Source organism: Streptomyces boluensis, assembly GCF_009908195.1.
GTDB classification, from domain to species: domain Bacteria; phylum Actinomycetota; class Actinomycetes; order Streptomycetales; family Streptomycetaceae; genus Streptomyces; species Streptomyces boluensis.
In genome coordinates this window covers 1-18,299 of sequence record NZ_JAAAHS010000127.1, presented here as the reverse complement: position 1 = coordinate 18,299, position 18,299 = coordinate 1, and the positions used below count along the sequence as shown (strand labels likewise).

Genomic DNA, 18,299 nt, shown 5'->3' with positions numbered 1-18,299 from the left:
GATGTCCCCGAGCCCCACCCCACCAGAGCCACCCGCAGCACCCTCGCTCTCCTCCTCGTCCCACGACGCCGCCACGATCCGCCCCGCGTCCTCCAGGGCCCGCCCCACCGCGTCCGCCACGGAGGCGTCGGCCGCGCGCAGCCCGGCCCCGCGCAACCACACGGTGGGCGCGGGCGCGGCACCCACCGCGCGCCGCCGGGCGAGCGCCGCAAGTTCCGTCGTACGGCCGCTGCCGGGCGGTCCGACGAGCCCGAGCACAGCCGCCGCCGACGCGCCACGCTCCGCAAGGAACGCCCCGAACTCCGCCTCCACATCGGGCCGTTCGACCGCCCGCTGCTCCGCGCGCGGCCCGTCGGAACCCACCGAGGTGGCGGTCAGCTGCAGCACTCCGGCGACATTGAGGGCATCGCCGTACGCGGGCACCGTCGCGGCGTTGCGGTCCAGGAGCTCGGCGAGCGGCCCGCCCGGATCGGCCGCCGCGACCTGCCGCAACGGCACCGCACACCCGGCCGAGCGGTGCCCGAACGGGTTCGGGGCGCCCTCGGACGAGCCCACCGAGGCGGGCAGCAGCGCGGTACCGAGCACCGCGACGACCGCCCCCGTGACCGGGTCGACGACCGGCCCACCGGCCGCACCCCCACCGAGCCGCAGCGCGTCGCTCCCGTCGGTGCCGATCGCCAACTGCAGTGCCGCGGGCAGCAGATGGACCCGGTCCGTCGCCGTGTACGTCACCCGCGACCCGCGCGCGAGCACCCGCGCCTGCCGCCAGCCACCGGCCGCGATCCGTACGTACGCCCCGGTGGCGAGCGTGTCCCGCGCCGCCACGGGCAGCGGCCGCACCCCGAGCCCCCGGCTGCGCACCAGCGCGAGATCGGCCTCCGGGAGCGGTACGACGTCCGCGGCGGTGACCACACAGGTGCGCTCGCCGGGCGCGTGCAGCACGAGCCGGGCCAGGCCGTCGACGGCCTCATGGCTGGTGATCACCGTGCCGAGCTCGTCCGCGACGAATCCCGTACCCCTCGGCCGCCCGGCCAGATCACAGATCCGGACAAGCCCATCGCCGTCGCCGGACCGGGAGCCCTCTGCCGCCATCCCCGAACCTCCCCACCCCTGCGTCCTCGACGGTAGGCCGATGATGATCAGCGGCGCAGGCCTCCCGCCGGATGCGCCCCCCGCGCACCCCGCGTTCACTCCGCGCGCCTGCACGATGGGGTGAACGGCGCCCCGGCCGGGAATGCGCGGCCGCGAACGCGAAAGAGCGGGCCCCGAAGGACCCGCTCCACGAAAGCCGACACAGCAACCGGCACAGCCGGAGCCTCAGCCGAAGACGGCCAGACTCTTGGCCTTGCCCTTGAACCCCTCGACGAGCGCGATGAACGTACCGTCCGGATCGAAGACGGCGACCGCCCGCTGCGAGCCGTACTCGTCGGGGATCTCGATCCGCACCCCGTTGAGCAGCAGCCGCGCCCGCTTGGCGTCCACGTCCCAGCGCGGGAACGCGGCCGTGGCGGCGTCCGCGACCGGCATCACGGTCAGCTCCTCCTGGAGCTGGTCGAGCGTGCGCGCCGAGTCGAGCTTGTACGGCCCGACCCGGGTGCGACGCAGCGCCGTGAGATGCCCGCCGACCCCGAGACCGGCCCCGAGGTCACGGGCCAGGGCGCGGATGTACGTACCGGAGGAACAGACCACCGAGACGACCAGGTCGAGCACCGGCGTACCGTCCTCGGCGACCGCGTCCCGCACGTCGTGGACGGCGAACGACGAGATGGTCACCGGCCGCGCCGGGATCTCGAAGTCCTCACCCTCGCGGGCCCGCTTGTAGGACCGCTTGCCGTCGATCTTGATGGCGCTGACCTTGGACGGCACCTGCATGATGTCGCCGGACAGCTTGGCGATCCCGGCGTCGATGCCGTCCCTGGTCACCCCGGACGCGTCGGTGGACGAGATGATCTCGCCCTCGGCGTCGTCGGTGAGGGTGTCCTGACCGAGCCGGATGGTGCCCAGGTACTCCTTCTCGGTCAGCGCGAGATGCCCGAGAAGCTTGGTGGCGCGCTCCACGCCGAGCACGAGGACGCCGGTCGCCATCGGGTCGAGCGTGCCGGCGTGCCCGACCTTGCGGGTCCTGGCGATGCCACGCATCTTGGCGACGACGTCGTGCGAAGTGAAGCCGGACGGCTTGTCGACGATCACAAGTCCGTCCGGCGTGGTGTTCTGCTTGCTCATTCCGCGGCGTCGCCAGCCTCGTCGTCGTCCGGCTTCTTGTACGGGTCCGCGCCACCGGCGTACGCGGCGCCCGAGGACGCCTCACGCACCTGCGCGTCGGAGGCGCGCGCCTTGTCGAGGAGGTCCTCGATGGTCTTGGCGGTCTCCGGCAGCGCGTCGGCCATGAAGGTCAGGGTCGGGGTGAACTTCACCCCGGCCGCTGCGCCCACGGCGGACCGCAGCACGCCCTTGGCGCTCTCCAGGCCGCGGGCCGCGTTCGCCCGCTCCTCGTCGTCGCCGTAGACCGTGTAGAAGACGGTCGCCTCCCGCAGGTCACCGGTGACCCGGGTGTCGGTGATCGTCACATGCGAACCGAGGCGCGGGTCCTTGATACCGCGCTGCAGCTTCTCGGCGACCACCTCTCGGATGAGGTCCGCCAGCTTCTTCGCCCGCGCGTTGTCGGCCACTGGTCCGTCTCCCTTTTTCTTGCTTGTACTCGTGCGTCAATCATCGTCGCCGTGGAGCCGCCTGCGCACTGAAAGGAGCTCCACTTCGGGCCGGGCCGCCACGAGACGCTCGCAGCGGTCCAGTACGTCAGAGAGATGCCCAGGGTCCCCCGACACCATCGCGACACCGATCTCGGCCCTGCGATGGAGGTTCTGGTCGCCTACCTCCGCCACACTCACGGAGAATTTCCGGTGCAGCTCGGCGACGATCGGGCGGACCACTGAGCGTTTCTCCTTCAGCGACCGTACGTCGCCGAGGAGCAGATCGAAGGACAGAGTCCCCACATACATATGTGTCCGGATGACCCGCCGGTACGGGTTCTGTGAATGTGAAGTCCCGCCCGCGTACGGCAGTTCGCCGCTCGGCGTGGACATCGAAACCGTACACGCAACGGCCGGGGCCGATCGACGGAATATCCCCGTCGACCGGCCCCGGAACGCGGTGCTTGATCAGCCTCGCGGCTTCTCGCGCATCTCGTACGTCGCGATGACGTCGTCGATCTTGATGTCGTTGAAGTTTCCGAGGTTGATACCGCCCTCGAAGCCTTCGCGGATCTCGGTGACGTCGTCCTTGAAGCGGCGCAGACCGGAGATGTTGAGGCTCTCCGCGATGACCTTGCCGTCGCGGAGCAGGCGCGCCTTGGTGTTGCGCTTGACCTCGCCGGACCGGACCAGGACACCGGCGATGTTGCCCAGCTTGGACGAGCGGAAGATCTCGCGGATCTCCGCCGTACCGAGCTCGACCTCTTCGTACTCCGGCTTGAGCATGCCCTTGAGGGCCGCCTCGATCTCTTCGATCGCCTGGTAGATGACCGAGTAGTACCGGACGTCCACGCCTTCGCGCTCGGCCATCTGCGCGGCACGCCCCGCGGCGCGCACGTTGAAGCCGATCACGATGGCGTCGGAGCCCATCGCCAGGTCGATGTCCGACTCGGTGACCGCACCCACACCGCGGTGCAGGATGCGGATGTCGACCTCTTCGCCGACGTCGAGCTGGAGCAGCGAGGCCTCGAGGGCCTCCACCGAACCGGACGCGTCGCCCTTGATGATGATGTTGAGGTCCTGCACAAGGCCGGCCTTGAGCACCTGGTCGAGGTCCTCGAGGGACACCCGGCGGGTGCGCTTGGCGAACGCGGCATTGCGCTCACGTGCGGCACGCTTCTCGGCGATCTGACGGGCCGTACGGTCCTCGTCCACCACCAGGAAGTTGTCACCGGCACCCGGCACGTTGGTCAGACCGAGGACCAGGACCGGCGTCGAGGGCTCAGCGACCTCGACGTTGTCGCCCTTGTCGTCGAGCATCGCGCGGACTCGGCCGTACGCGTCACCGGCGACGAGGGTGTCACCGACGCGCAGCGTGCCTCGCTGGACGAGGACGGTCGCGACCGCACCCCGGCCCTTGTCGAGGTGCGCCTCGATCGCGATGCCCTGTGCGTCCTGCTCCGGGTTGGCCCGCAGGTCGAGCGAGGCGTCGGCGGTGAGGACGACGGCCTCGAGCAGCGAGTCGATGTTCAGACCCTGCTTGGCGGAGATGTCGACGAACATGGTGTCGCCGCCGTACTCCTCGGCCACGAGGCCGTACTCGGTCAGCTGACCGCGCACCTTGGTCGGGTCGGCGCCCTCGACGTCGATCTTGTTGACCGCGACCACGATCGGCACGTCGGCCGCCTTGGCGTGGTTCAGGGCCTCGATCGTCTGCGGCATCACACCGTCGTTGGCCGCCACCACGAGGATCGCGATGTCGGTCGACTTGGCACCACGGGCACGCATGGCGGTGAACGCCTCGTGACCCGGGGTGTCGATGAAGGTGATGCGACGGTCGTCGCCGTTGACCTCGGTCGCGACCTGGTAGGCACCGATGTGCTGGGTGATGCCACCGGCCTCGCCCGCGACGACGTTCGTCTTGCGGATCGCGTCGAGGAGTCGGGTCTTACCGTGGTCGACGTGACCCATGACGGTCACTACCGGCGGACGCGAGACCAGGGCCTCGTCGCCACCCTCGTCCTCGCCCCACTCGAGGTCGAAGGACTCGAGCAGCTCGCGGTCCTCCTCCTCGGGGCTGACGATCTGAACCGTGTAGTTCATCTCTTCGCCGAGCATGGTCAGCGTCTCGTCGGTCACCGACTGGGTGGCCGTGACCATCTCGCCGAGGTTCATCATCACCGCGACGAGCGACGCCGGGTTGGCGTTGATCTTCTCGGCGAAGTCGGTGAGCGAGGCACCGCGCGACAGGCGAACGACTTCGCCGTTGCCGCGAGGCAGCATCACGCCGCCGACCGACGGGGCCTGCATGGCCTCGTACTCCTGGCGCCTCTGCCGCTTCGACTTACGACCGCGACGCGCGGGACCGCCGGGACGACCGAAGGCGCCCTGCGTTCCACCGCGGCCACCCGGGCCACCGGGACGGCCACCGAAGCCGGGACGGCCACCGCCGCCACCGGGACGACCGGCGAAACCGCCGCCGCCACCGCCGCCACCGGGACGACCGGCGAAACCGCCGCCACCGCCACCGGGACCGCCGGGACGACCGGCGAAGCCGGGACGACCGCCGCCGCCGCCACCGCCGGGACGACCGCCACCACCGGGACCACGGCCACCGCCGGGGCCACCACCGGGACGCGGGCCGGCAGCGGGACGCTGCGGCATCATGCCCGGGTTCGGACGGTTACCCCCGCCGGGACGGGGACCACCCGCACCGGCCGCGCCGCCCTGCGGGCGAGGCATGCCGCCCGGAGTCGGACGGGCACCGCCCTGACCCTGCGGACGGGGACCACCCTGGCCGCCGCCCTGCGGGCGCGGGCCACCGGGAGCACCGCCGGGGCCACCGGGGCCACCGGGACGCGGGGCGCCACCCGGACGGGGCGCCTGCGGGCGCGCCATGCCGGTGGAACCGCCGGACGTGAAGGGGTTGTTGCCCGGACGCGGGCCGGCGGGACGACCACCGGGACGCGGGGCACGCTCGCCACCGGGGCGCGGGGCACCGGGACGGGACTGACCCTGGCCACCCTGGCCGCGCTGGTCACCCTGACCGGGAGCCGGACGACCTGCGGGCTTCGGGGCGCCGGGGCGCGGGGCCTGACGCTCCGCGGGCTTGGGCGCCGAGGCAGCGGCCGGGGGCGCGCTGAACTCGGGCTGCGCCGGGGCCGCCGGGGCGGGCTTGGGCGCCGCCGCGGGCTTGGGACCAGGCGTGGGACGCGGGCCCGGAGCGGGCGTCGCGGGCTTCTCCGCCGCGGCCGGCTTGGGGGCCGGTGCGGGCTTGGGCGCGGCAGGCTTGGCGGCCTGCGCGGGGGACGGTGCCGACGGCTTCGCGGGTGCGGCCTTGCGCGGCGCCGCGGGCTTGGCGGACTTGCCGCCGCCTGCACCGGAGCCGGACTGCAGCGCGTCAGTCAGCTTGCGTACAACGGGCGCTTCGATCGTCGAAGACGCCGAACGGACGAACTCACCGAGTTCTTGGAGCTTGGCCATGACGACCTTGCTCTCTACGCCGAACTCCTTGGCGAGCTCGTATACCCGGACCTTAGCCACTTCGCTCCTTTTAGGTCCGGGTTACCGCCGGACCGTCGCTACTTCATGGGCGTACTCATCGCGTACTCATCGAGTGCTCATCGCAATCTCGACCTACTTCCAACTCGCGAGGTACCAGCAACCGCGCGGCGGTTTCCGCGCGGACACATTTCTTACGGTTGCACCTGCTCGACATACCGGCTGAGATCCGCGGTGTCGAGCGGTCCACGGACGCGGAACGCCCTGAGGAACGCACGGCGACGGACCGCCATGTCGAGACAGACCAGGGCGGGGTGCACATACGCACCCCGGCCGGGCAGCGTACCGCGAGGGTCGGGGAGCACGCGGACTCCTTTTTCGGAGCCCTCGTCCTCGGCCATCACGATCCGCAACAGATCGGTCTTGGCCGCTCGCTCCCGGCATCCCACACACGTGCGCTCAGGGCATGCTCCGGCATGCGTCCGGCCAGACACGCTTAAGTCTACCTCCCCGCACCGACCTCACCCGTGTGGGGCAAGAATCGAACGGCTGTCGTCTCGATCTAGGCGGAACCCGGCGTGATCTCGCCACGCCGGATCCCTTCGTCGTGCCGCGGACCTGGACTCAGTGCTGGTCCGCGGGCTGCTCGGTGTCCGGACGGATGTCGATGCGCCAGCCGGTGAGGCGGGCGGCCAGGCGGGCGTTCTGCCCCTCCTTGCCGATGGCGAGCGACAGTTGGTAGTCCGGCACGGTCACCCGCGCCGAGCGGGCCGCGAGGTCCACGATCTCGACCTTGCTGACCCGGGCCGGGGACAGGGCGTTGGCCACCATGTCGGCCGGGTCGTCGGACCAGTCGACGATGTCGATCTTCTCGCCGTTCAGCTCCGCCATGACATTGCGCACACGGCCGCCCATCGGGCCGATGCAGGCACCCTTGGCGTTCAGGCCGGAACGGGTCGAGCGGACCGCGATCTTGCTGCGGTGCCCGGCCTCACGCGCGATGGCGCAGATCTCCACCGAGCCGTCCGCGATCTCCGGAACCTCGAGCGAGAACAGCTTCTTCACCAGGTTCGGATGCGTACGCGAAAGAGTCACCGACGGACCGCGCACGCCCTTGACGGCACGCACCACGTACGACCGCAGGCGCATGCCGTGCTCGTACGTCTCGCCCGGGACCTGCTCCTGCACCGGCAGGATCGCCTCGAGCTTGCCGATGTCCACCAGGACGTTCTTCGGGTCGCGGCCCTGCTGCACGACACCGGTGACGATGTCGCCCTCGCGGCCGGCGTACTCACCGAGCGTCGCGTCGTCCTCGGCGTCCCGCAGGCGCTGCAGGATGACCTGCTTCGCCGTGGTCGCCGCGATCCGTCCGAAGCCGGACGGGGTGTCGTCGAACTCGCGGGCCTCCTGGCCCTCTTCGAGATCGGCGGCATCCTCCTTCGCCCAGACCGTCACGTGCCCGCTGTGGCGGTCGAGCTCCACGCGCGCACGGCGGCGGCTTCCCTCGGTGCGGTGATAGGCGATGAGGAGGGCCGACTCGATCGCCTCGACAAGCAGGTCGAAGGAGATCTCCTTCTCACGGACCAGACCCCGCAGGGCACTCATGTCGATGTCCACGGCTACGCCTCCTCTTCGTTCTTGTTCTTACGGTTGAACTCGATCTCCACGCGCGCCTTGGCGATGTCCGCGAAGGCCACGCGGCGGGCGGTGGGCTTGCGGCCCTTCACGCCGGGCACTTCGAGGTCGAGACCTTCGTCGTCGACCTTCAGGATCCGCGCGGTCAGCTCGCCGCCCTCGGTGAGCTGGAACTTGACCAGGCGGTCCACGGCGCGGACGTAGTGGCGGTGCTCCGTCAGGGGGCGGTCGGCTCCGGGGGACGTCACCTCGAGTACGTACTCGCCTTCGCCCATGGCGTCGGCGGCGTCCAGCTTCTCGGAGAGCTCCCGGCTCAGCTCGGCGCAGGTGTCGAGCGACACCCCGTTCTCCGAGTCCACGACGACACGCAGCACCCGGCGCTTGCCGGCCGGGGTCACGCTGATCTCTTCGAGATCCAGCTCCTTGGAGGTGACGAGCGGTTCAAGCAGGCCCCGCAGCCTCTCGCTCTGGGTGGTGCTCATCCGGGTGACTCCTCGGCCGCGTGTGCTGTTGTGATTGCCGTTCAGATCTGCGTGTCGGTTCAAAGGGTATCCGGTCGCACAGGGTGTTGCCGTCCACCGGGTCGGTCCGAAGGTACGGTGATCACGGGCGTGCCCGCTGGACGCGGAACTCCTTCTCCTTCTGCCGTACGAGCCTCCCGAGGACGTCTGCCGTGCCCCTCCCCTTGTCGTCACGTACCGGCCGCGGCCGGCCGCTTTCCGCAGGGCCACGCCGCAGGACCCTGCTCGCCTCGGCTGCCGGAACCATTCTGCTGACCGGCTGCACCGACACCGGGTCCGACGCCTCCGGGAAGCGCCCCGGCGCCACGGAGCAGGCACGCGCGCGTGCGGCGACGGACAGTGGCGAGTTGCTGAATCGATACGACGCCGTGATCGCCGCCCACCCCGCGCTCGCCGAACGGCTGCGGCCGCTGCGCACCGAGGTCGCCCGGCACACCAAGTCCTTCGGTGGTGACACCGGGAAGCCGAAGGCCACCGCGTCCGCCTCCGCCGCGCCCCCGGCGGCGGCCCCCGAAGTACCCGCCGACGAGCGGGCCGCGCTCGCCGGACTGGCCGACGCGGAACGGCAGTTGGCGGACGCGCGGCGCACCGCGCTGGTCGATGTGTCCGGCGAGGAGGCCCGGCTGTTCGCGTCCGTCGCGGCCGCCGGGGACGCGCACGCGTATCTGCTGAGCGAGGCGGGCCGATGAGTTCCGAGGACACCGAGCAGCGCGTCGAGGCGTACCAGGCGGCGCTGCGCGCGGAGCACGCCGCGATCTACGGCTACGGCGTGGTCGGCGGCCGGATCCGCGAGGGCCGCCGGGACGAGGCCAGGTCCGCGTACGACGCGCACCGCGCCCGCCGCGACGAACTGCAGCGCACCGTACGTGACTTGGGCGGCACCCCGGCGCAGGCGGAGGCCGCGTACGCGCTGCCGTTCCCGGTGCCGGACTCCCCCGCCGCGACCCGGCTCGCGGCGCAGCTGGAGGACCGGGTCGCCGGGGTGTACGCGGATGTCGTACGGGCCACGGAGGGTGAGCGGCGGCGGGCGGCCGCGGACGCCCTGCGGGAGGCCGCGGTGCGGGCGGTGCGCTGGCGCGGCGGGAGCGTAGCCTTCCCTGGGCTCGCCGAGCGGTCGGAGCCCGTGGCGCCGTCCGCGACGCCGCAGACCTGAGCCGTTCCAGAGCAGGCCGAAAGGATTCACTCGCGTATGTCGCGCATGGCTTTCGAACCGCCGCAGCGTCTCGTCAAGGCACTCGGTGAGGCGACGTACGAAGGCTCGTCCGCTGCCGCGCGGGCCTGGCTGGACGAGCTGCCCGCGCTCCTCCAAGCGGCCCTGGAACGCCGGGAGTTGACCCTTGAGCGGGTGCTCGCGCCCGGTGGCCGTTCCAGTCTCGCCGCCCTGGTCCACCGGGCCGACGGCACCCCGGCGCTGCTGCGTCTCGCGCCGCCCACCGCACGCCCCGACGCGGCGGCCGCGGCCCTGGCGTGCTGGGACGGCTGGGGCGCGTGCCGGCTGCTCGAAGGGCCCCTCGACGGGGACGGGGCGCTGGTCCTTGAGCGGCTGCACGCGGAGGTCTCGCTGCGCTCGCTCGCCGAGGCGAAGGCGCTCCTGGAGGCCGCGGGCACGGTACGGAAGCTGTGGGTGGAGCCGCCCGCGGGGCACGCCTTCGACACGGTCGCGGAGCGTACGGCGGGGTTCGGCGGCGCCCTCGACGCGGTGGCCGAGGCCGACGCGGCGCTGCGTGGGCTGGTCGACGCGGCACGGGCGGCGCGGGACGAGTTGCTGGCCGTCGAGTCCGAACTGCTGCTCCTGCACGGGGACTTCAGGCAGGGCAAGGTGCTGTCGGGCGAGCGGACACCGTGGCTCGCGGTCGGGCCGCACCCCGTGGTGGGCGAGCGCGCGTACGACCTGGCGGGTCTGGTCCTGGACCGGCTCGACGACCTGGTCGCGTCCAGCGCGGGGGCCTCTACGGGCCGCCGCCGGGTGACGAAGCTGGCGGACTCGCTCGAGCTGGACCGGGACCGGGTGCGGGGCTGGACGCTGTTCCGTGCGGTCGCCTCGGGGGCGGCGGCGCTGCGGGCGGAGCGGCACGGCCAGGCGGAGGTTCTGCTGGAGTTCGCGTCCTGGCTGTAGGGCGCGACAGCGGTGAGCGGGGCGGGCTGAACGTTCAGCCCGCCCCGCTCTCCGTGAGTGACCAGGTGAGTGACTAGCCGACGATCTTCGCGATGGCCTCCGCGACCGGGAGCTCCTCGCGCTCGCCCGTGCGGCGGTCCTTCAGCTCCACGATGCCCTCGGCGGTGCGGCGGCCCGCGACCAGGATGGTGGGGACACCGAAGAGTTCCGCGTCGGTGAACTTCACGCCCGGCGAGACGCCCGGCCGCTCGTCGACCAGGACGCGTACGCCTGCCTCGGCGAGCTGCTCGGCGACCGAGAGGGCGAGTTCCGTCTGGGCGGCCTTGCCGGCGGCGACCACGTGCACGTCGGCCGGGGCGACCTCCTTCGGCCAGACCAGGCCCTTGTCGTCGGCGTGCTGCTCGGCGAGCGCGGCGACGGCGCGGGAGACGCCGATGCCGTACGAGCCCATGGTCACGCGGACCGGCTTGCCGTTCTGGCCGAGTACGTCGAGCTGGAAGGCGTCGGCGTACTTGCGGCCGAGCTGGAAGATGTGGCCGATCTCGATGGCGCGGTCGAGGTTGAGGCCCGTGCCGCAGTTGGGGCAGGGGTCGCCCTCCTGGACGGTGACCACGTCGACGTACTGGTCGACCTCGAAGTCGCGGCCCGCGACGACGTTCTTCGCGTGCACGCCGGCCTGGTTGGCGCCGGTGATCCAGGCGGTGCCGGGGGCGATGCGCGGGTCGGCGAGGAACTTGACCTTCTCCAGCCCCTGCGGGCCGACGTAGCCCTTGACCAGGTCGGGGCGGCCTTCGAAGTCCTCGGCGCCGACCAGCTCGACGGCGGCCGGGGCGAAGTGCGCCTCGACCTTGCCCATGTCGACCTCGCGGTCGCCGGGGACGCCGATGCCGACGATCTCGCCGTCGACCTTCACGAGCAGGTTCTTCAGCGTCGTGGAGGCCGGGACCTGCAGGTACGCGGCGAGGGTCTCGATGGTCGGGGTGTCCGGCGTGGGCACCTCTTCGAGGGCGGGCACCGCGGAGCCGTCGACGGCCTTCAGCTCGAAGGAGACGGCCTCGGTGTTCGCCGCGTAGTCACAGCTCGGGCAGTCGGCGAAGGTGTCCTCGCCGGCCGCGGCCGGGGCGAGGAACTCCTCGGACTTGGAGCCGCCCATGGCGCCCGCGGTGGCGGCGCAGATGCGGTAGTCGAGGCCGAGGCGCTCGAAGATCCGCTGGTAGGCGGCGCGGTGCAGGGCGTACGACTCGGCGAGGCCCTCGTCGGCGGTGTCGAAGGAGTACGAGTCCTTCATGGTGAACTCGCGGCCGCGCAGGATGCCGGCGCGGGGGCGGGCCTCGTCGCGGTACTTGGTCTGGATCTGGTACAGGATCACCGGCAGGTCCTTGTAGGACGTGCACTGGTCCTTGACCAGCTGGGTGAAGATCTCCTCGTGCGTCGGGCCGAGGAGGTAGTCGCCGCCCTTGCGGTCCTGGAGGCGGAACAGCTCCGCGCCGTACTCCTCCCAGCGGCCGGTCGCCTCGTACGGCTCGCGGGGCAGGAGGGCGGGGAGCAGCACCTCCTGGGCGCCGATGGCGTCCATCTCCTCGCGGACGATGCGCTCGACGTTGGCGAGGACCTTCTTGCCGAGCGGCAGCCAGGACCAGACGCCGGCGGCGGTGCGCCGCACGAAGCCGGCGCGGACGAGCAGCTTGTGGCTGAGGACCTCGGCGTCAGCCGGGTCGTCGCGCAGTGTCTTGACCATCAATCGGGACATGCGCTGGACCTGGGCTGCCATGGTGATCTCCTGCTGGGGAAAGCGTCGAATGCTCGTGAGGTTAGCCGGGCCGGGCACGGGTTCGGAAATCCGTATCGGAACGGGGGCCCGGAACGCGGGTCAGCGGCGGCGCAGCGGAAGGGGCGCGCCCATCACCGCGTACGGCTTGGGGGCGCTGGGGAAGAGGACGTTCCGGGCCAGGTCGGTGTAGCCGAGGGAGCGGTACAGGCCACGGGCCGGGCTGTCGGTGTCGATGGCGGAGAGGATCGAGCGGGGCTCGGCGGCGGCGTCGGTGATCGTGGTGATGAGGGCGCGGCCGAGGCCCTGGTTCTGGTGGCGCGGGTGGACGTGGAGTTCGGTGATGACGAAGGAGTCGTCGAGCCAGAAGTCGATGTCCTGGGCGCGGAGGTAGGGCTCGACGACACTGGACCACCAGTGGGCGCGGTCGTTGGGCATGCCGTAGACGAAGCCGACGAGGCGGCCCTCGGAGGTGGTGGCGCCGAGGGCGCGCGCTCCGGGGCAGGTGAGGTGGCGCAGGACGATCTGGCGCCGTACGCCGATCTCGATCTCGCTGAGTCCGAAGGCGATGGCCTGCACGGCCAGGGCCTCGTCCACGTGGGCGGCGAGGTCGAGGGGGCCGATCACGACGTCGTCAGTCATGCCGGAACCCTACTTCTCCGCGGCGGAGCGCCCCACCCTCTTGAACAGGCTCGTTACCGGCCTCGGGACCACCCTCGCGGCCTGCCTCAGAACAGGACGCTCATGAACGCGCCGACCTCGGTGAAGCCGACGTGCCGGTAGGAGGCGCGGGCCGGGGTGTTGTAGTCGTTGACGTACAGGCTCACCACGGGGGCGACGTCCGCGAGGGCGTACCGCACGACGGCTGCCATGCCGGAGACGGAGAGGCCCTTGCCGCGGTGTTCGGGGGCCACCCAGACGCCCTGGATCTGGCAGGCCTCGGGGGTGGCGGCGCCGATCTCGGCCTTGAAGATCACCTGGCCGGTGGCGGGGTCGAGGCGGGCGAACGAGCGCCCGGAGCCGACGAGTTCGGCGACCCGCGCCTGGTAGAGCAGTCCGCCGTCACCGGCCAGCGGGGAGATGCCGACCTCCTCGGTGAACATGGCCACGCACGCGGGCATGATCACGTCCATCTCGTCCTTGCGGATCCGGCGGACGTACGGGTCGGGGGTGACGTCGGCGGGGAGCCGGTCGGTGACCATGAGGGGCTGGTGGGAGCGGATCTCGCGGGCCGGGCCCCAGTGCGGTTCGAGCAGCTGCCACAGCTGGGCGGTGGGTTCGGCGGGGCCGACGACGGAGGAGCAGCGGCGGCCGGCCCGGCGGGCGCGCTCGGCGAAGGCGCGTACGGCGTCGGGGCTCGCGCAGATCGGGACGAGGTTGGCGCCCGCGTAGCACAGGGAGCGGAGCCTGCCGTCGGCGTACCAGCCCCACATCTCGCCGCCGAGGCGCCAGGGGTCGAGGCCCGCGACCTGGACCCGGGAGGTGACGAAGGCGTTGTTGACCGGCTCACGCCTCAGGACTTCGAGGGCGGCGTCCAGGTCGCCTGGGCCGAGCACCCTGGTGGTGGTCTGGGTCAACACGTTCGCAAGGGCCTCACCGTAAAGTCTGCCGATCTCCGCACTGTACCTGGCATGGCTGAGCCCCGTCCCGGTGAGCGCTCAGGGCTCGGCGGGACGGGGCTCGGCGGGGTACGGGGAGGTCAGCCGGCGATGGAGACCTGGGGCTCGCCCGACATGACGCCGTCCTTCTCCATCTGCTCGGCGATCTTCATCGCCTCTTCGATGAGGGTCTCCACGATCTTCGACTCGGGGACGGTCTTGATGACCTCGCCCTTGACGAAGATCTGGCCCTTGCCGTTGCCGGAGGCGACGCCGAGGTCGGCCTCGCGGGCCTCGCCCGGTCCGTTCACGACGCAGCCCATGACGGCGACGCGCAGCGGGACCTCCATGCCGTCGAGGCCGGCGGTGACCTCTTCGGCGAGCTTGTACACATCGACCTGGGCGCGGCCGCAGGACGGGCAGGAGACGATCTCCAGGCGGCGCGGCTTGAGGTTGAGGGACTCCAGGATCGAGTTACCGACCTTGATCTCCTCGACCGGCGGGGCGCTCAGCGACACCCGGATCGTGTCGCCGATGCCCTCGGCGAGCAGCGCGCCGAACGCGACGGCCGACTTGATGGTGCCCTGGAAGGCGGGGCCCGCCTCGGTGACGCCGAGGTGCAGCGGGTAGTCGCACTGGGCGGCGAGCAGGCGGTAGGCGTTGACCATCACGACCGGGTCGTTGTGCTTGACCGAGATCTTGATGTCGCGGAAGCCGTGCTCCTCGAAGAGGGAGGCCTCCCAGAGCGCGGACTCGACCAGCGCCTCGGGGGTGGCCTTGCCGTACTTCTTCAGCAGCCGGGCGTCGAGGGAGCCCGCGTTCACGCCGATACGGATCGGGGTGCCCGCGTCGTTCGCGGCGCGCGCGATCTCCTTGACCTTGTCGTCGAACTGCTTGATGTTGCCGGGGTTCACGCGGACCGCGGCGCAGCCGGCGTCGATCGCGGCGAACACGTACTTCGGCTGGAAGTGGATGTCGGCGATCACCGGGATCTGCGACTTGCGCGCGATGGTGGCCAGCGCGTCGGCGTCGTCCTGGGTCGGGCAGGCGACCCGGACGATCTGGCAGCCGGAGGCGGTGAGCTCGGCGATCTGCTGGAGAGTGGCGCCGATGTCGGAGGTGCGGGTGGTCGTCATCGACTGCACCGAGACGGGGGCGTCACCTCCGACCGCCACCGTGCCGACCTGGATCTGCCGGGACTTGCGGCGCTCGGCCAGCTTGGTCGGTACGGACGGCATTCCCAGAGAAATAGCAGTCATCTGCTGTGCAACCCCAAGGTGTGGATCAGGTGGATCGAAGCGGAGCGTTTCGTGCCCCTGGATCGGCGGGCTCCAGCAGTCGAGATTACGTCACGGCCGGGTGCCGGAGCACATCGCACCGCGAGGACCACTCCATGGTGACGGCCGGGCACGAAGTGTGCCCGGCCGTCGTGTACCGCGTGGTATCAGGAGATTCTCACCGGATTGACGACGTCTGCGATCAGCACCAGGAGGGTGAAGCAGACGAAGATCCCGGCCACCACGTAGGCGACAGGCATCAGTTTCGCCACGTCGAAGGGGCCCGGGTCGGGCCGCTTCAGGATCCGGGCGAAGCCGCGCCGCAGCGACTCCCACAGGGCGCCCGCGATGTGGCCGCCGTCCAGGGGCAGCAGCGGGAGCATGTTGAACAGGAACAGCGAGAGGTTGAAGCCCGCGACGAGGAACAGCATCATCGCGATCTGGTTCTCCGGCGGGATGTCCAGGGTGAACACCTCGCCGCCGACGCGGGCCGCGCCGACCACGCCCATCGGGGAGTCCTGCTTGCGCTCGCCGTCACTGAACGCCGCGTCCCACAGGTCGGGGATCTTCGAGGGCAGCGCGATGAGGGACGTGACGCCGTCCTCCATCATGTAGCCCATACGCTGCACGGACTCGCCGAACGACTGCTGGACGACACCGGAGGCGGGGGTGAAGCCGAGGAACCCGGCGTTCACGTACTCGTCGTCGATGTAGCCGCCGCGGTCGTCGACCTGGTTGACCTTCTTCTCGACCAGGGTCGGGGTCAGGTCGACCTTCTGGCCGTCGCGTACGACGGTGAGGGTGACCTTCTCGTTGGCGTGGGAGCGGATCTGCTCCTGCAGGGGGCCCCACTCGTCGATGGGCCGCCCGTTGAACGCGACGATCGAGTCGCCCGCCTTCAGGCCCGCCACCTTGCCGGGCGAGGGCTCGTCGCCCTTCTTGCAGTTCCGGTTGCCCTCGCTCTGGGCGACGACGCAGTCGGAGACCTTGCTGACCGTGGTGGTCTGTTCGTTCCAGCCGAAGGTCATCAGGACGCCGAGGAAGATCGCGACGGCCAGGATGAGGTTCATGAACGGCCCGGCGAACATCACGATGACGCGCTTCCACGGCTTGCGCGTGTAGAAGAGGCGCTTCTCGTCGCCGGGCTCGAGCTCCTCGAAGGCCGCCGAGCGGGCGTCCTCGATCATGCCGCGCCAGGGCGAGGTGGAACGGGCCTCCACCCGGCCGTCGGGTCCCGGCGGGAACATGCCGATCATGCGGATGTAGCCGCCGAGCGGGACGGCCTTGATGCCGTACTCGGTCTCGCCCTTCTTCCGCGACCAGATGGTCGGGCCGAAGCCGACCATGTACTGGGGTACGCGGATGCCGAAGAGTTTCGCCGTCGACAGATGCCCCAGCTCGTGCCAGGCGATCGAGAAGAGCAGCCCGATCACGAAGACGACTATGCCGAGGATCATCATCAGAGTCGTCATGCACGGGCCTCCGCGGTTGCCTTCGCCGACAGTTCACGGGACCGGGCACGGGCCCAGGTCTCCGCTTCGAGGACGTCCGCGACGCTGAGCGGAGTTCCCGTACGGGGTGTGCCGTGTTCGGCGACGACCCTGGTGACGGTCTCCATGATCCCGAGATACGGCAGTGAGCCGTTCAGGAACGCGTCCACGCACTCCTCGTTGGCGGCATTGAACACCGCCGGGGCGGTACCGCCCAGTTCGCCGACGTGCCGGGCGAGTCCGACGGCCGGGAACGCCTCGTTGTCGAGCGGGAAGAACTCCCAGCTCGACGCCGTGCTCCAGTCGAACGCGGGGGCCGCGTCCGGGACCCGCTCGGGCCAGCCGATGCCGATGGCGATGGGGCCGCGCATGTCCGGCGGGGTGGCCTGGGCGAGCGTGGAGCCGTCGGTGAACTCGACCATGGAGTGCACGTACGACTGCGGGTGGACGACGACTTCGATGCGGTCGAAGGGGATGTCGTACAGCAGGTGCGCCTCGATGACTTCGAGGCCCTTGTTCACCAGGGTCGAGCTGTTGACGGTGATGACCGGGCCCATCGCCCAGGTCGGGTGGGCCAGCGCGTCGTCGCGGGTGACGTCGGCGAGCTGCGCCCTGGTCCGGCCGCGGAAGGGGCCGCCGGACGCGGTGACGACGAGCTTGCGGACGTCGGCGCGGGTGCCGGCGGCCAGCGCCTGGAAGAGCGCGGCGTGCTCGGAGTCGACCGGGATGATCTGGCCGGGCTTGGCGAGCGCCTTGACCAGGGGGCCGCCGACGATCAGCGACTCCTTGTTGGCCAGGGCCAGGGTGCGGCCCGCTTCCAGGGCGGCCAGGGTCGGGGCGAGGCCGATGGAGCCGGTGATGCCGTTGAGCACGGTGTGGCAGGGGGAGGCGGCGAGTTGGGTCGCCGCGTCCGGTCCGGCGAGGATCTCGGGAAGCGGCTCGCCGTCGCCGTACTGCGCGGCGAGCGCTTCGCGCAGGGCGGGCACCGCGTCCTCGCGGGCGACCGCGACCGCACGCACCCGCAGCCGTCTGGCCTGCTCGGCGAGCAGCCCGACCCGGCCGCCGGCGGCGGACAGCGCGGTCACGCGGAACCGGTCGGGATTGCGCAGGACGAGGTCGACGGCCTGGGTGCCGATGGAGCCCGTCGAGCCCAGGACGACGATGTCCCGGGGGCCGTCAGCCGTACCTGGGTCGAAGACCAGATGCGGGTCGGCGAGAGGGGTTGGACTGTCGCTCATCCCCCCATTGTTGCCTGGCTTCCGGTGCGATCGGACAGCGCGGGGCGGTGTCGGTCCGCTCGGGCCGCTCATTTCCGTGGCACGAGGCAGTACGAGGTGGCGCCGTCGGCGCCGTAGCGCGGGTACGTGACATAGGCGCCGGGGGCGCACTGCTCCCCGTCGTCGACGGTGTATTCGGCGTCCGGATCCGTGCAGTCGACGGCCTCCAGGTCCTGCTCGGGCCAGTCGGCGCGGTTGGCGGCGCAGCCGCCGGGCGACAGGGTGCCCGCCTCCTGGACGCCGGACGCGAACAGGCCGAGGGCAAGCACCACGGTGACGGCGGCCAGGGCGAGGGCGAGCGGGATCAGGACGAGCAGCGCGGGCCAGCGGAGGAGCAGGGGCCGGCCCGGGTCGAGGGGCGGGCGCCAACCTCCGTACGGGGCGGGGAGTTGGCGCAGCCGGGCACGGGGCTCCAGGTTCATCTCC

General features: G+C 71.3%; 18 protein-coding genes. 3 read left to right on the top strand and 15 right to left on the bottom strand.

The genetic code is table 11. The features are described from left to right. From GUY60_RS17775 to rimP, 8 genes are all read right to left on the bottom strand, one after another. Positions 1–1,092: trypsin-like peptidase domain-containing protein (locus GUY60_RS17775; protein ID WP_376771260.1), on the bottom strand; the 1,092-nt coding region annotated here is incomplete at its 3' end. Positions 1,093–1,317: 225 nt separating this feature from the next. Beyond that, complete coding sequence (gene truB, locus GUY60_RS17770; RefSeq protein WP_161698929.1) at positions 1,318–2,223, bottom strand: tRNA pseudouridine(55) synthase TruB; 906 nt, start codon at positions 2,221–2,223, stop codon at positions 1,318–1,320. Beyond that, a complete protein-coding gene (gene rbfA, locus GUY60_RS17765; RefSeq protein ID WP_161698927.1) occupies positions 2,220–2,669 on the bottom strand; it encodes a 30S ribosome-binding factor RbfA in 450 nt (149 codons plus the stop codon). The genes truB and rbfA overlap by 4 nt, the downstream gene beginning before the upstream one ends. A 36-nt stretch (positions 2,670–2,705) precedes the next feature. After that, positions 2,706–2,999, bottom strand: coding sequence for a DUF503 domain-containing protein (locus tag GUY60_RS17760; RefSeq protein WP_161698935.1), 294 nt, complete (start codon positions 2,997–2,999; stop codon positions 2,706–2,708). Positions 3,000–3,158: 159 nt separating this feature from the next. Next, positions 3,159–6,233 (bottom strand): translation initiation factor IF-2, encoded by a 3,075-nt coding sequence (gene infB, locus GUY60_RS39730; RefSeq protein WP_161698925.1) that lies wholly within the window; start codon positions 6,231–6,233, stop codon positions 3,159–3,161. Between the two features lie 152 nt (positions 6,234–6,385). After that, positions 6,386–6,685: a YlxR family protein gene (locus tag GUY60_RS17750; RefSeq protein WP_161698923.1), complete on the bottom strand. Its 300-nt coding sequence runs from the start codon at positions 6,683–6,685 to the stop codon at positions 6,386–6,388. Positions 6,686–6,815: 130 nt separating this feature from the next. Then, the gene (nusA, locus tag GUY60_RS17745) at positions 6,816–7,808 is read right to left on the bottom strand and encodes a transcription termination factor NusA (RefSeq protein ID WP_161698921.1); all 993 of its coding nucleotides are present in this window, start codon (positions 7,806–7,808) and stop codon (positions 6,816–6,818) included. A 2-nt stretch (positions 7,809–7,810) separates the two neighbouring features. Next, on the bottom strand, positions 7,811–8,308 hold the full coding sequence (gene rimP / locus GUY60_RS17740) for a ribosome maturation factor RimP (RefSeq protein ID WP_161698919.1): 498 nt from the start codon (positions 8,306–8,308) through the stop codon (positions 7,811–7,813). 191 nt (positions 8,309–8,499) lie between these two features. Between rimP and GUY60_RS17735 the strand changes: the two genes are divergently transcribed. From GUY60_RS17735 to GUY60_RS17725, 3 genes are read left to right on the top strand one after another with little or no spacing between them, the layout of a single operon-like run. Beyond that, on the top strand, positions 8,500–9,036 hold the full coding sequence (locus tag GUY60_RS17735) for a hypothetical protein (RefSeq protein WP_312866332.1): 537 nt from the start codon (positions 8,500–8,502) through the stop codon (positions 9,034–9,036). Continuing rightward, positions 9,033–9,500 carry a ferritin-like domain-containing protein gene (locus GUY60_RS17730; protein WP_161698917.1) on the top strand — a complete coding sequence of 156 codons (468 nt, stop codon included), beginning with the start codon at positions 9,033–9,035 and terminating at the stop codon, positions 9,498–9,500. Before GUY60_RS17735 ends, GUY60_RS17730 begins: the two co-directional genes overlap by 4 nt. 45 nt (positions 9,501–9,545) lie before the next feature. Beyond that, positions 9,546–10,463 carry an aminoglycoside phosphotransferase family protein gene (locus tag GUY60_RS17725; protein ID WP_161698931.1) on the top strand — a complete coding sequence of 306 codons (918 nt, stop codon included), beginning with the start codon at positions 9,546–9,548 and terminating at the stop codon, positions 10,461–10,463. 73 nt (positions 10,464–10,536) lie between these two features. Here the strand turns inward: GUY60_RS17725 and GUY60_RS17720 are convergent, their stop codons facing one another. The 7 genes from GUY60_RS17720 to GUY60_RS17690 all read right to left on the bottom strand — a co-directional run. Beyond that, positions 10,537–12,234, bottom strand: coding sequence for a proline--tRNA ligase (locus GUY60_RS17720; RefSeq protein WP_161698915.1), 1,698 nt, complete (start codon positions 12,232–12,234; stop codon positions 10,537–10,539). 99 nt (positions 12,235–12,333) lie between these two features. Beyond that, a complete protein-coding gene (locus GUY60_RS17715; protein ID WP_161698913.1) occupies positions 12,334–12,873 on the bottom strand; it encodes a GNAT family N-acetyltransferase in 540 nt (179 codons plus the stop codon). A gap of 86 nt (positions 12,874–12,959) precedes the next feature. Further along, on the bottom strand, positions 12,960–13,811 hold the full coding sequence (locus tag GUY60_RS17710; protein WP_161698911.1) for a GNAT family N-acetyltransferase: 852 nt from the start codon (positions 13,809–13,811) through the stop codon (positions 12,960–12,962). A gap of 119 nt (positions 13,812–13,930) precedes the next feature. Continuing rightward, positions 13,931–15,088, bottom strand: a complete 1,158-nt coding sequence (ispG, locus tag GUY60_RS17705; RefSeq protein ID WP_161698909.1) for a flavodoxin-dependent (E)-4-hydroxy-3-methylbut-2-enyl-diphosphate synthase — start codon at positions 15,086–15,088, stop codon at positions 13,931–13,933. Between the two features lie 185 nt (positions 15,089–15,273). Then, positions 15,274–16,578, bottom strand: coding sequence for a M50 family metallopeptidase (locus GUY60_RS17700; RefSeq protein WP_161698907.1), 1,305 nt, complete (start codon positions 16,576–16,578; stop codon positions 15,274–15,276). Continuing rightward, a complete protein-coding gene (dxr, locus tag GUY60_RS17695) occupies positions 16,575–17,834 on the bottom strand; it encodes a 1-deoxy-D-xylulose-5-phosphate reductoisomerase (RefSeq protein WP_161698905.1) in 1,260 nt (419 codons plus the stop codon). The genes GUY60_RS17700 and dxr overlap by 4 nt, the downstream gene beginning before the upstream one ends. A 68-nt stretch (positions 17,835–17,902) precedes the next feature. Then, a partial coding sequence (locus GUY60_RS17690) for an LppU/SCO3897 family protein (RefSeq protein WP_446697002.1) occupies positions 17,903–18,299 on the bottom strand: 397 nt, incomplete at its 5' end.

Coding starts and splice junctions, on each gene's coding strand:
- GUY60_RS17700 (WP_161698907.1), bottom strand. CDS start 16,578: ATGACGACTCTGATGATGATCCTCGGCATAGTCGTCTTCGTGATCGGG.
- ispG (WP_161698909.1), bottom strand. CDS start 15,088: ATGACTGCTATTTCTCTGGGAATGCCGTCCGTACCGACCAAGCTGGCC.
- GUY60_RS17730 (WP_161698917.1), top strand. CDS start 9,033: ATGAGTTCCGAGGACACCGAGCAGCGCGTCGAGGCGTACCAGGCGGCG.
- rimP (WP_161698919.1), bottom strand. CDS start 8,308: ATGAGCACCACCCAGAGCGAGAGGCTGCGGGGCCTGCTTGAACCGCTC.
- GUY60_RS17720 (WP_161698915.1), bottom strand. CDS start 12,234: ATGGCAGCCCAGGTCCAGCGCATGTCCCGATTGATGGTCAAGACACTG.
- GUY60_RS17715 (WP_161698913.1), bottom strand. CDS start 12,873: ATGACTGACGACGTCGTGATCGGCCCCCTCGACCTCGCCGCCCACGTG.
- GUY60_RS17725 (WP_161698931.1), top strand. CDS start 9,546: ATGGCTTTCGAACCGCCGCAGCGTCTCGTCAAGGCACTCGGTGAGGCG.
- dxr (WP_161698905.1), bottom strand. CDS start 17,834: ATGAGCGACAGTCCAACCCCTCTCGCCGACCCGCATCTGGTCTTCGAC.
- GUY60_RS17760 (WP_161698935.1), bottom strand. CDS start 2,999: ATGTATGTGGGGACTCTGTCCTTCGATCTGCTCCTCGGCGACGTACGG.
- truB (WP_161698929.1), bottom strand. CDS start 2,223: ATGAGCAAGCAGAACACCACGCCGGACGGACTTGTGATCGTCGACAAG.